The 12,462-nt window shown below is 72.4% G+C and carries 11 protein-coding genes; 4 read left to right on the top strand and 7 right to left on the bottom strand.

Annotation, left to right across the window (positions count from 1 at the left end; genetic code table 11):
* The first annotated feature begins 252 nt into the window (after positions 1-252).
* Both D7X12_RS44655 and D7X12_RS32415 read left to right on the top strand, forming a co-directional pair.
* Complete coding sequence (locus D7X12_RS44655; RefSeq protein WP_244224917.1) at positions 253-480, top strand: hypothetical protein; 228 nt, start codon at positions 253-255, stop codon at positions 478-480.
* Positions 452-1,585 (top strand): glycosyltransferase family 4 protein, encoded by a 1,134-nt coding sequence (locus tag D7X12_RS32415; protein WP_244224916.1) that lies wholly within the window; start codon positions 452-454, stop codon positions 1,583-1,585. Before D7X12_RS44655 ends, D7X12_RS32415 begins: the two co-directional genes overlap by 29 nt.
* 9 nt (positions 1,586-1,594) lie before the next feature.
* Here D7X12_RS32415 and D7X12_RS32410 read toward each other — a convergent pair whose 3' ends face one another.
* From D7X12_RS32410 to D7X12_RS32395, 4 genes are all read right to left on the bottom strand, one after another.
* Positions 1,595-2,746, bottom strand: coding sequence for a glycosyltransferase family 4 protein (locus D7X12_RS32410; protein ID WP_120629101.1), 1,152 nt, complete (start codon positions 2,744-2,746; stop codon positions 1,595-1,597).
* Positions 2,743-3,975 (bottom strand): glycosyltransferase family 4 protein, encoded by a 1,233-nt coding sequence (locus D7X12_RS32405; protein ID WP_120629100.1) that lies wholly within the window; start codon positions 3,973-3,975, stop codon positions 2,743-2,745. Before D7X12_RS32405 ends, D7X12_RS32410 begins: the two co-directional genes overlap by 4 nt.
* Before the next feature lie 15 nt (positions 3,976-3,990).
* Complete coding sequence (locus tag D7X12_RS32400) at positions 3,991-5,115, bottom strand: glycosyltransferase family 4 protein (RefSeq protein ID WP_208719422.1); 1,125 nt, start codon at positions 5,113-5,115, stop codon at positions 3,991-3,993.
* A 97-nt stretch (positions 5,116-5,212) separates the two neighbouring features.
* A complete protein-coding gene (locus tag D7X12_RS32395; protein ID WP_244224915.1) occupies positions 5,213-6,364 on the bottom strand; it encodes a glycosyltransferase in 1,152 nt (383 codons plus the stop codon).
* Between the two features lie 148 nt (positions 6,365-6,512).
* On the opposite strand from D7X12_RS32395, the gene D7X12_RS32390 reads away from it, so the two are divergent.
* The gene (locus tag D7X12_RS32390; protein ID WP_120629102.1) at positions 6,513-7,421 is read left to right on the top strand and encodes a glycosyltransferase family 2 protein; all 909 of its coding nucleotides are present in this window, start codon (positions 6,513-6,515) and stop codon (positions 7,419-7,421) included.
* A 4-nt stretch (positions 7,422-7,425) separates the two neighbouring features.
* Here D7X12_RS32390 and D7X12_RS32385 read toward each other — a convergent pair whose 3' ends face one another.
* Together D7X12_RS32385 and D7X12_RS32380 are read right to left on the bottom strand one after the other, a co-directional pair.
* Positions 7,426-8,619: an acyltransferase family protein gene (locus D7X12_RS32385; protein WP_120629097.1), complete on the bottom strand. Its 1,194-nt coding sequence runs from the start codon at positions 8,617-8,619 to the stop codon at positions 7,426-7,428.
* Positions 8,616-10,118, bottom strand: coding sequence for an oligosaccharide flippase family protein (locus D7X12_RS32380; protein WP_120629096.1), 1,503 nt, complete (start codon positions 10,116-10,118; stop codon positions 8,616-8,618). The genes D7X12_RS32385 and D7X12_RS32380 overlap by 4 nt, the downstream gene beginning before the upstream one ends.
* A gap of 173 nt (positions 10,119-10,291) precedes the next feature.
* Between D7X12_RS32380 and D7X12_RS32375 the strand changes: the two genes are divergently transcribed.
* Positions 10,292-11,320, top strand: coding sequence for an ROK family protein (locus D7X12_RS32375; protein WP_120629095.1), 1,029 nt, complete (start codon positions 10,292-10,294; stop codon positions 11,318-11,320).
* 10 nt (positions 11,321-11,330) lie between these two features.
* Here D7X12_RS32375 and D7X12_RS32370 read toward each other — a convergent pair.
* Positions 11,331-12,462, bottom strand: a 1,132-nt coding sequence (locus D7X12_RS32370; RefSeq protein WP_439329408.1) for an acyltransferase family protein, incomplete at its 5' end; no start/stop codon positions are given.

Raw genomic sequence — 12,462 nt, 5'->3', positions numbered from 1 at the left:
CCAATGCGTACCTGCTGGGCGAGCCGCTGCTCGACGCGGTGGGGCGCTTCTGGGCCGCGCGCACGCTGGCGGAGGGCGGTCAGGTGGTGGCCAACGGCGGCAACTGCGAGGTGCCCGCCGCCAACTGCCAACGCCTACTTCGGTGACAACAGCGACCGCGAGTACCCACCCCTCTGGGCGGAGATCCAGTGGACCGCGTGGGTCTATGACGGCGGGCTGCTGGCCATCCTCTGCTATCCGCTGGCCCTGCTGGTGACGATGGTGTGGGGCTTCCGGGTGGCCGTCCGCCGCGAGAACGCCGCGAGCGAGTTCTGGCTGTGGGGCAGCCTGCTGTTCGCCTATGACCTGGGCGCGGTGGCCCTCACCTTCAGCTATCCGTTCTTCATGAGCCAGATGGGCATGGAGTTCTGGCTGCTCAACGCGGCGTTCTTCAGCGCGTACTGGAATCGGAATGCGGCCGTACACGCTCATCGCCGGTGACTTCGCCTCCAACGGGGGCATGGACCGGGCGAACCTGGCATTGGCGGACTGGCTCGCGCGTCAGGGTGGGCCCGTGCGGCTGGTGGCGCACCGGGTGGAGGACGCGCTCCTGCGCTACCCCAACGTGCGCTTCATCCGCGTGCCCAAGCCCGCCAATGCGTACCTGCTGGGCGAGCCGCTGCTCGACGCGGTGGGGCGCTTCTGGGCCGCGCGCACGCTGGCGGAGGGCGGTCAGGTGGTGGCCAACGGCGGCAACTGCGAGGTGCCCGCCGCCAACTGGGTCCACTACGTCCATGGCGCGCATGCCTCGCAACCGGTGGGCAATCCGCTGCGCCGGCTCAAGGGCCGTCTGAGTCACCGCGTGTACCTGCGACGCGAGCAACAGGCGCTGCGCCGCGCGCGGATCATCATCGCCAACTCGGAGCGCACGCGGCAGGACCTGCTGGCCGCCACGGGGGCGGAGCCCTCGCGGGTCCACGTCGTCTACCTGGGGGGAGACCCGACGCGCTTTGCCTCCACGTCGCCCGTGCTCCGGCGCGAGGCGCGGGCCTCGCTGGGCTGGTCCGGGGAGCGGCGCGTGGCGCTGTTCGTGGGGGCGCTGGGGGATCAGCGCAAGGGCTTCGACACGCTCTTCCATGCGTGGGTCCAGCTGTGCGCTCGGAGCGCGTGGGACGTGGACCTGTGCGTGGTGGGGACGGGCGCGCAGCGGGAGACCTGGGAGCGTGAAGCGCGGCTGCGCGGGCTGGAGGGCCGCATCCGGTTCCTCGGCTTCCGCGGCGATGTGCCGCGCCTGCTGGCCGCCGCGGACTTGCTGGTGGCGCCCACGCGCTATGAGCCCTACGGCCTGGGGGTCCATGAGGCGCTGTGCGTCGGCATCCCCGCGATGGTGAGCCGCTCGGCGGGCGTGGCCGAGCGCTACCCGCCCGAGCTTCAGGGGTTGCTGCTCGAAGCGCCGGACGACGTGGGCGCGCTGGTGCGGCGCCTGGAGGACTGGCGGAGCCATGGCGCGGACTGGGCGCCCGCCGTGGCCGAGGTGTCCTCGCGGTTGCGCGCGTGGACGTGGGACGCGATGGCGGAGGCGCTGGTGGACCGGCTGGAGGCGTGAGCTTCCAGCTCAGGCGCGGCGCTGGAGCACTTCCTCGAAGAAGTCGAGGTGCGCCCGTGCCACCACCGGCCAGGCGAAGTGGGACAGCGCGCGCTCACGGCCCTTCCGCGACTGTTCCCGGCGCGCGGAGGGGCTCTCCAGCAGCGCCGCGAGCGCGGTGGTCCACGCGAGGGTGTCCGCTTCCGGCAGGACCTGTCCGCCATCGCCCACCGTGAAGGGCACCTCGCCGGAGTCGCTGCCGAGCACGGGCACTCCGCACGCGAAGGCCTCCGCGAGCATCCGGCCGAACTGCTCCTTCCACCGGGGCGTCGTCTGGCTGGGCGCGCACAGCACGTCCATGGCGTTGAGCGCCTGGGGCACGCCCGCGTGCGACACGCCGGTGACGATGCGCACGCGGTCCGCGTGGCGTGAGGCCCAGGCGCGCAGCGGCTCCTCCATCGGGCCACCGCCGACGAAGAGGGCTCGCCACGGCGTATGCAGGCCGTCCAGTGCCTCCATCAGGAGCCGCACGCCCTTCTCCGGAACGAAGCGCCCCAGGTAGCCCACGACGGGCGGCCCCTCCGTCTCCCAGCCGAGCTTCCGCCGGAAGTCCGCGCCTGCCGCCGCGTCCGGCTGGAACTGCTCCACGTCCACGCCCATGGGGATGAAGCGCGAGGGCCGCAGCGCGTAGTCACGGCGTGCCTGGAGCGTGTCGCGCACCGTCTGGCCCCACGCGACCCAGCCCGCCGCGCGGTGCACGACGAAGCGCTCCGCCTGCGCGAAGGGGGGCGGGTAGCGCTTGGTCAGGTTCTGCGCCGTGCAGAACACGAGCGGCACCCGGCGCGGCGTCAGCAGGGCCACCTCCAGGCCCGACATCACGTAGGGCTCCTCCCACGCGTGCACCAGGTCCACGCCTCGCGACAGGCTGGAGCGCAGCTCCGGTCCGTAGACGAAGCCGTGCAGGGAGCGACTGAAGAAGGCGCGCACGGCCTCGATGCGCACGGGCTCGCCGGGCTCGTGCTGGAGGACGAGGGGGCTCAAGTCCCCGTGGAAGGCGCGCGGCGCCACGGCGGTGATGTCCCAGCGGCCGGCGCCCACGCGGGTCATCTCGTTGGCCAGCCGGCGGTTGAGCGTGACGACGTAGGAGTGGGAGACGGTGACGAGCTTCCGGGGACGCATCACCGACGCTCCCCTGGCACGAGCTGTCGGTACACGGCGAGGATCTCCCGGGCATAGCGCTCGCGGGAGAAACTGCGCACGGCGGTGTGCCGGGCTGCCGCCGCCAGTCGTTCGCGCAGGCCTTCGTTTCCGAGCAGGCGGAGCAGGGCGTCCGACAGGGCCCGTGCGTCGCCGGGCGTGATGGCCAGCACGTCCTCGCCATCGCGAAGTGCTTCCGCCGCGCCACTCGTCCTCGAGATGACGGCGGCCCGTCCGCACGCGAGCGCCTCCGCGATGGTGAGGCCGAAGGGTTCGCGGCGGGTGCTCGCGTGCACGAAGACCTCCAGGGCCCGGTACACGCGGGCGGGCTCGGACTGGAAGGGGACGAGGCCCACGCGGCCGGTGAGGCCGTGGCGCTCCACCTGCTCGCGCAGCTCCGTGTCGGTGAACTGCGAATCGGGCGTGCGGTAGAGGGGTGCGCCCACCAGGTAGAAGCGCACGGGCAGGGTGGGGGCCTGGCGCGTCAGCAGGGCCGCGGCCTCCAGGAAGACGTCGTGCCCCTTCCAGCGCGCATAGGTGGCCACCAGCCCCACGCGCAGCGTGCCGGCGGGCGCGGGGGGCAACCCGGCGAGGGCATCCAGGTGCGCGCCGTCACCGGGCCCCGGGGAGAAGCGCTCCACGTCCACGCCGTTGTGCACCACGTGCACGGGCACGTTCCCGAGCACCGTCCGCGCGTCGTCACCCACGGCCCGCGAGTTCGCGATGGCGGCCGAGGCCAGGGGGCGCAGTCCCGCCAGCGCGCGACGCACCAGGGGCCGCTCGCCGAGGAAGTCGTGCACGTGCCAGACGCGCGGCAGGGGCAGGCCCGCGGTGGCGGCGGTCAGCAGGTGCGTCTTGATGCCATTGGAGTGCAGCAGGTCGGGAGCCACCTCTCGCACCGCCTGCCTCAGGGCGACGCCGTAGCGGGCGAGCAGGAGCGCGGCGGGCGCGGAGTCGCGAACGAAGCGCAGACCTCCCGCCAGTCCCTGTCCTCGAAGGCCGCTGTCTCCGAGCGCCGACAGGGCCGGTGGAAGGGGCAACACGCGTGCGTCCACGCCCAGCGCCCGGGCTGCCTCCACGAGGGGGCCTTCCGTCCCCACGAGCAGGTGCGCCGACAGCGCGGGCTCCAACGTGCGCAGGCACGCGAGCAGGTCGAGCAGTGCGCGTTCGGCACCGCCCAGGATTCCGACGGGGTTGAGGAACAGGATGCGCACGTGGGAGTGACCGAATCAGACCCGTCCGGGACGGTCAAGCAGACGCAGGTATGCGTCCAGCACCGTGCGTGCGTGGGAGCTCCAGGTGAAGCGGGCTGCCCGGGCCTGCCGTGCCTCGCGCGCGGGTGCGGGCCGCTGTCCTGTGAGCAGCGCATCCAGCGCGTGCGTCCAGGCCGCCACGTCGCCCACGGGGCAGTAGGTGCAGGCGTCTTCGCCCACTTCCCGCAGCACGGGCAGGTCGCTGGCCACCACGGGGGCACCACAGGCCAGTGCCTCGATGACGGGCAGGCCGAAGCCCTCCGCTTCGCTGGGCACGAGCACGGCGCGCGCGCGGCGGTAGAGCCCCGCGAGGGTCGCGCGTTCCTGTCGTGGCGGTTGCACCAGCGCGTCTTCCAATCCGAGCCGCTTCACCTGGGCCCGCTGCGCCGCGTCCAGCGCGCCGCCCTGTTGGATCAGCACAAGGTCCGGATGCTTCGAGCGCAGCGCCGCGAAGACCTCGAAGAGGACATCCAGGCGCTTGCGGCGGATGGCGCTCCCCACGTGCAGCAGGTACGGCCTGCCGTGGAGCGGCGCGAGCACGGCGTCGCTGGTGTCGCCGGGGACGGGCTCGCTCCGGTACTCGGGGGACACGCCGTAGGGTGCCCAGACCAGTCGGTCCTCGGGCACCACCCCGTGCGCGAGCAGCTCCGCGCGCACTGCCTGCGTGCTGTGGAACACGACCGCCGCGCGCTCCATGCCCTTCAGCGTGGTGCGCGCCATCAGGCGGAACCACGACGGTCGGGGCTCGCGGTGGGGTTCCAGGACGGAGCGGAAGGCGTCCAGGTCGTGGCAGTAGACGCCGGTGCGCTCCGCGGGCAGCGCGTGCACGAGCTGCGCGTAGGTGTGGTCCACGACGTGGAAGGCGTCGTGTGCCCGGCGCTCGCGCAGCAGTCGCGCAGGGTAGAGACCGAAGCGGGTGAGGAGCCGATCCGCGTTGAAGGCGGCATTGCGCGCGCCCACGCGAGGCAGGCGGCGCACGGCGTGGGGCATGGTCGGACGCAGGCCCGTGACGGTGACTTCCCGGGGAAGGGAGGACAGGTGCTCCAGCAGCGCCTCGCCCACGAGGTCCATGCTGGGCCAGCCCTCCTCACGCGGATCCATCAAGAGTGCGAGCCGCAACGGAGCCGAGGGCGGGCTCATTGCAGGCCTCGTGTTTCACGCAAAGGCTTCGTCGGTGCCCACCACGGCGGAGTCCCGCTCACGACGCTCCTCCGGCCCGTCGCCCCAAGAGTGCTTCCACGGTGCGCTCCAGCGCGAAGTGCTCGCGGTAGACGTGCACAGCATGCTCCCTCAGTGCGCGGCGGGCGTCCTCCTGCGCGAGCAGGTGCTCCGTGGCCTCCACCAGCGCCGACGGCGTCGTGCCTTCCACCAGCGCCACCGGAAGCAGCTCGCGCCACAGGGGCTCCGTGAGGTGTCCGGTGTTCGTGATCACGGGCACGCCCAGCGCCAGCCCCGCCATGGCGCTGCCCCGTCGGGTGCTGACGCCATCCGGATACGGTTGCACCAAGACATCACAAACCCGCAGGTAGGCCGCCGCCTCGCCCGGTGCGAGCGCATCGCGGGCATGGAGGCGGGCCGCCACGTCCGGACGCTGACGGGCCACCGCCTCCAGGAACGCACGGCTGCCCCGGCCGAGCAGCAGGCCCTGTCGCCTCGGATCCGCACGCAGCACGGAGACGAGCACCGACTCCAGCGGGCCCACGATGGCCGAACCGTACGTGCCGAAGTGGCCCACCACCGGCCCCTCGGGCAGGGTGGCTCGCGCCCGGAGCACCTCCACCGTGGAGACCTCCGTCGGAAGGTTGCTGGGAACGGGACGCCATTCGGTGCGCTGCCTCGCGCGGGCCGACAGGTGGTCCGCCCACGTCGGGATGGAGACGAAGCTCCGGTCCGCGGACTCCGCCACCAGCCGCAGCATCACCCGGGTGGCGGCCGCCAGGACGTGGTGGCGCCACGGCGCCTGGAGGCTCCACGGGTAGACGACCTCGTGGAACATCACCTGGCGCTCGTCCTTCCTGCGTGCGGCGAACCACGCGCAGAACGGGACGTTCATCGCCTTCAGCCCCAGCGCGTGCGGCACGTACTGGAGCAGCAGCCGGCGCGGTCCAGGGCACGCGTCCAATTCGCGCGACAGCGTCCGCAGGTCGCCCGGGGAGAAGCGCCCTGGCGCGCGGTGGACCGTCACCCCGTCCTCCGTCACGACCCCCGCCGGGCCCGGCGCCCACACGTGGACCTGCTCGCCCGCCTTCACCAACGCTCCGGCGATGAGCCGCGTGTAGTCCGCGACGCCGCCCGCTATCGGTGGGTACTCGCCCGAGAGCAGATGCCAGGTGGGGAGGGAGGCAGGCACGCGCGAGTCATCCGGGGGCAGCGGTCCGACACACCGGGTCCGTCCCGGCGGGGTGCCCTGACTCTTACCCGCTTCATGCGCCGGGCGGGAAGCCATGTCTCCTTCGAGGGCGCGGGTTATCATCCGGCTCCTCCTGCTCCCGCGTGGCATGCCCCTCTTCTCCGTCGTCATCCCCACCTACAACCGCGCCGCGCTCCTGGAAGAGACGCTGGCCTCGGTCTTCGCCCAGACGCTGACGGACCACGAGGTCATCGTCGTGGACGATGGCTCCACGGACGAAACGCTCGCGCTGCTCGCCCGGTACGGTGAGCGGATCCGCGTGCTGCGCCAGTCCAACGCGGGCCAGGGCGTGGCGCGCAACCTGGGCATCCGCGAGGCCCGGGGCGAATACGTGGCCTTCCTCGACAGCGATGACCTGTGGCCGCCCTGGACGCTGGCGACGTTCCAGCAGGTCATCCGCGAACAGGGGGCCCCCTCGGTGGTGATGGGGCGGGCCCACTCCTTCCAGCACTCACGGGAGGTGTCGGACCTGGAGTCCGGGGCGCCTCGGGTGCAGCGCTTCGACGACTACCTGGCCAGCGCGGACGCGACGTTCATCCGCACCGCGTGCGCGGTGGCCGTGCGCACCGAAGCGCTGCGCCGGGTGGGGGGCTTCAGCGACAAGCGGATCAGCGCCGAGGATTACGACCTGTTGTACCGCCTGGGCATCGAGCCCGGCTTCGTCTACGTGGAGTCGCCGGTGACGCTGGGCTACCGCCAGCATGCGGCGTCGTCCTCGCGGGACTTCGACCGGGGCTACGAGGGCACGGTGTTCCTCCTGGAGCAGGAGCGCCGTGGGAGCTATCCGGGAGGCGCCGCGCGTCGCCGCGAACGGCTGGCGATGCTCCTCTTCGGGCTGCGACACGTGACGCACTGGATGCTCGAACACGGCCGGAGCCGTCAGGCCCTGGCCCTCTATGCGCGCGGACTCCGCTTCCACCGCGTGCTGCCCCGGTGGCGGTACCTGCTGGGGTTCCCGCCCTGGGTGCTCGCGACGTCGCTCCGGTCCCGTCGCTGAAGCTTTAGCTCCCCGCGACGCCCGGTCCCGGCTCGGCCGGCTCGGGAGCAGGGGCCGCGCGAGGACGACGCAGGGCCCGGAGCCGGTGGCGCATGGGCTCCTCGACGCGACGGAAGAGGACCACGGACACGCCCACGGCCACGGGCGCCACGAGCAGCGCGAGCACGTTGTGGGCAATGCCCAGCGTGCGCGTGTTCAACGCCAGCGCGTAGTTCATCAGCGAGCCGTGGGTCATGTAGAGCGCGTAGCTGGCACCGCCCAGCAGCACCATCCCCCGCGTGCCCAGGCCCAGCCCGCGTCCCACGAGGCCGCTCGCCAGCAGGTAGATGCTCGCGGTGAACAGCGGCACCAGGACCGCGGACTGCACCAGCGGCGACGGCGACTCCGGCAGCCGCATCAGGCCCGCCGCCAGCCCGCCCGCGATGAGCACGAAGCCCGCGGTCCGCGCCCACGCGCGCGTCGCCAGGTGCTCCCGGCGGCAGAACACCAACCCCAGGCACAGCCCGATGATGAACTCCGGCAGCCGCGCGAGCGGGATGGCCTCCGTGGAGATCAACCCCCAGCCCCGGAGGAGCGTCGCGAACATTCCGTGGGCGTCCGGCAGCCGCGCCGCTGCCTCGGCCGCGAGCATCGGCGTGGTGCCCAGCAACCACGCGCCCGCCGCGAGCGCCACAAGCACCCGGGAACCGCGCCGTGCAAGCCACGGACCCACGAGCGGGAAGAGCAGGTAGAAGAACGCCTCCACCGACAGCGTCCACGCGACGATGTTCCACGTCGGCCGGTGCAGCGTCAGCCACCCTTGCGTGAGCGTGAGCGTCGCGCCGCTGATGCGCAGCACCTCGCCCAGGCCCGCGGGCGGGGAGGCCTGGTGGATGGCGCGCAGGAACAGCGGCACGTCCAGCAGCAGGGAGACGAGGTACACCGGATACAGCCTCGCGAAGCGCGCGCGCCAGAAGGCGGTCCACGTGCCGCGCATCCCGCTGCCATCCTCCAGGTAGGTGTACGCGAGGATGAAGCCGGACAGGATGAAGAACAGGCTGACGGTGGAGAAGCCCGCGCCGATGAGCCGGCCCAGCCCCTCCGGCAGCGCAGGGGAGCAGGGCGCGCAGTAGAAGTGGTAGCCCAGCACGCCCATCGCCGCGAGGAAGCGCAGGCCGGTGAGGGCGGGCAGCGCGGGACGCTCGGAAATCGTGCTCACGGCGCGGCCCTCCGGCCTCGCACGTGCGCCACGACGGCGCGCACCTCGCCCACGAGCGACAGCCCTCGCCGCGAACGCTCACGCGCGAGGACGAGCACCGCCAGCATCCCGGTCCCCACCAGCGCCTGCACGAGCAGCCCGTGCTGGCCCATGGCGAAGCGCGACAGCCCCACCGCGAACGCGAGCAGCGCGCCCACCGTGAGGAACGGCTCCATCACCTGGAACTCCAGGCCCGCCAGGTGCGGGTTGCGCCGGCCCACCAGCCACGCGCTCAGGCACAGCTCGGTGAGCGTGATGGCCGTGGTCGTGACGCCGATGCCCACGATGCCCCAGTGCATCACCGCCAGCGCGCCCAGGCCGCAGCGCAGCAGGCTGGAGCCGATGAGCACGTACACCCGCTCCCGCGCATGGCCGCTGGCGTACTGCTGCGAGTTCAGCAGGCCGTGCACCGCCTGCATCGCCCCTTCCAACATGAACCACTGCACCAGCGCGGCGGCCGGGCTCCAGCGCTCGCCGAAGATGCTGGGGATGAGGAACGGCAGCGCGATGACGCCGAAGGGGACGACGATGCAGAGCACCGCGCTGATGCGGCGGATGGACGTGCGCAGGTACTCCGCGAGCGCTTCCGCGTCCTGCTGCATGCGGCTGTACGCGGGATAGGCCACGCGGTTGAGCACGCTGCTGAGCGCGAGCGGCACGGAGGCCAGCGCCCAGGCCCAGTTCACCAGGCCCACCGCGTCCTTGCCCTCCATGCGGCCCACGACGAGCGGCACCCAGCCATTGAGGATGGCGGGCACGATGCCGGTGAGCTGGAACCAGATGCCGAAGCCGAGCAGCCGCTTCACGATCTCCCACCGCACCTTGCCGCGCGGACGCCACGCCGCCGCGGCCCACAGCATCCCCAGCCCCACCGCGCCGCGCACCAGCCCGCCGCCGATGAGCGCCCACGGGCCCAGCTTCAGCGCCGCGAGGCCGATGGTGGTCACCGTCTGCGCGACGCTCTCCACCAGCTCCACGCGCGCGATGGCGGGGAAGTGGAGGTTGCGCTCCAGCATCATGATGGGGATGACGCGCAGCGAGTGGAAGAACAGCCCCAGCGACACCGCGCCCACCATCAGCGACCCGGAGGGCCCCAGCTCGTAGGAGCGCGCCAGCAGCGGCGCCAGCCCCAGCAGCACCGCCACGATGGCGACGGTGAACGCCTGGTGGCTCCAGAACGCGGTGCTGATCTCATCCTCGGTGGGCTCGTGCTGCTGGCGCACCAGGGAGGCACTGAGGCCCAGGTCGCCCAGGTACGCGCCCATCGCGGCGGTGAAGGCGACGATGGCGAAGGCGCCGTAGTCGGAGGGAAACAGCAGGCGCGACAGGGCGAGCGAGCTCACCACGCGCAGGCCCAGGGAGCCGAGCGTGCGGAGGCCCAGGGCGACGATGGAGCGTTGGGCGCGGACCTTGACGTCCGAAGTGCCCAGCTCCGGTGCGGAGGTGGAGGGACTGCTCATGAAGGGGCCCCAGCGTATATGCGTCCCCGCGTCCGACGAACAGGGCCTGTCCGGAAACCCGGAGGGCGGACGGGCAGCCACGGGCGTGCCCGGTGAGGTGGCATCAGGGGACGGCGGCACTGCGCAGATTCAACGCGCGGTGAGTGGTGCCGCGAACTCACGGGGGTCGGGACATGGCCGAAGCTTCAGCGAAGAACGGGCACCCCAGGGCAAGGAACGGAACTTCGACGGACCGGTCCCGCATCTGGGGAGGCATCGACCTGGGGGGCACCAAGATTGAAGCGGTCATCGTGGACGCGCGCGGCGAGGTGCTGGGCCGGGCCCGTCACCCGACGCCCGTGAAGGGCGGCCCGGGCGAGGTGGTGAAGGAGCTGTACGGCACGCTGGGGGAAGCGGCGCAGACGGCGGGCATCACGCCCGCGAAGCTCGCCGGCGTGGGCGTGGGCGCGCCAGGGTCGGTGGATGCGAACCGCGGCACGCTCGCGCACACGGGCAACGTGGCGGGCGGCTGGGATGCGCCGTATCCGCTCGCGTCGGACCTGGGCGACCTCGTGGGCAGCAAGGTGGTGATGGGCAACGACGTGCAGGTGGCGGTCGCGGCCGAGTACAAGCTGGGCGCGGGCCGCAACTACCGCTCCGTGCTGGGCGTGTGGTGGGGCACGGGCGTCGGGGGAGGGCTGGTGTTGAACGGCGTGCCGTGGCGCGGGCAGGGCTCCGCCGGAGAGATTGGCCACATGGTGGTGAAGCCCGACGGGGCGCGCTGTGGCTGTGGCCGGCGCGGCTGCCTGGAGGCCTACGCGGGCCGTGCGGCCATGGAGCTCCGGGCGCGCAGGGCGGTGAAGCGGGGGGAGAAGACGATCCTCTTCAAGATCATGCGCGACAAGAAGCGCACGCGGCTGTCGAGCGGCGTGTGGGCGAAGGCGCTGGAGGAGAAGGACCCGCTGGCGACGCGGCTCGTCCAACGTGGGGTGCGGATGCTGGGCGTGACGGTCGCGTCCGTCATCAACCTGCTGGACGTGGAGGCGGTCGTCTTCGGCGGAGGGCTGGGCTCGCGGCTGGGCATGCCGTACGTGGATCGCATCGCCGACGCCATGAGCCCGCACCTGTTCATGACGGGGCGAAGGCCCGCGATGCACGTGGCGGAGCTGGGGGACCTGTCCGGCGCCATCGGCGCGGCGCTGCTCGCGGGCCCGCAGATGTAGGGGCCCTTCTTCAACCGCCGATGGCGGTGACGCCCGGCCGCGCTTCCGCGAAGCGCGCCAGCAGCCGGTTCCGCAGCCGCAAGCACGGCAGCTCCACCGCCCGGTACGTCACCCAGGAGACCGCCAGCGTCGCGGCGAGGAACGCCGCCAGGGTCAGCCAGGGCGGCCCCGCGAAGGCCCGCCGCTCGAAGACGCGCACGATGGGGCCGAACCACAGGTAGGCGCCGTAGGACAGCGCTGACACCTGGTACACCGGCCAGCGCACCGCCACGGGCAGGCGCAGCGCTTCCATCGCGACCAGCACGCCGCTGAAGCCCACCGCCAGCCCGGTGATGAGCCAGACGCCGCCCAGGTCCTGGAGCCGGGGGATGCACACGCCGAGCATCCCCACCACCGTCGCCCCTCCCAGCACGCCACACAGGGCGCGCACCCGGGAGGGCCAGCGCTGCCACGTCGGGGCCGTCCGGGCGAGGAAGACCCCCGCGCAGAGTCCGTCCAGGTGCTGGAAGGTGGGCCACTGCAACCGCACCCAGACCTCCGACGGCTCCAGTCCCTCCGGCATCGTCGAGCGCGTGAAGAAGCGCAGGAGCAGGCTCAAGGCCACGGGCACGAGCCAGGCGAACGCCGGCCACCTGCGCCCGCCCAGCCCGAACGCCGCGAGCGGCAACAGCAGGTAGAAGTGCTCTTCCACGCACAGCGACCAGCTCTGCTCGAAGTCGCGCAGGTCGGTGAAGTTCTGCAGGAAGAGCGCGTAGTGCCAGCCGCCTCCGACGAACGGCGTGCCGAACATCCACGGCTTCAGCGCATACGCGGCCAGGACGATGAAGTAGAGCGGGAGCGTCCGCATCCACCGCTTCGTCCAGAAGGCGCGCAGGTTCGCGCCGAACCCCCCGGGCTCCTCGGGGCCGAAGACCTGCCGGCCGATGAGGTAGCCCGACAGGACGAAGAACAGGTCCACGCCCACCCATCCCTGGCTGAAGCCCAGCCGCACCCAGGACGGCAGCGCTTCACGCGCGTTCGCGGGGGCATGGAAGGCGAGCACGGAGAGGATGGCGACGGCCCGCAGCACGTCCAGTCCATCCCGACGCGGGGCCCGTGCGGGCTCCTGCGCCGGATCCATGGGGGCGGGCGCTGAGCGGGGA

This window comes from Corallococcus sicarius (assembly GCF_003611735.1).
GTDB lineage: Bacteria > Myxococcota > Myxococcia > Myxococcales > Myxococcaceae > Corallococcus > Corallococcus sicarius.
The sequence above is the reverse complement of the archived record's forward strand: the minus strand, read 5'-3'. Positions and strand labels throughout refer to the sequence as shown.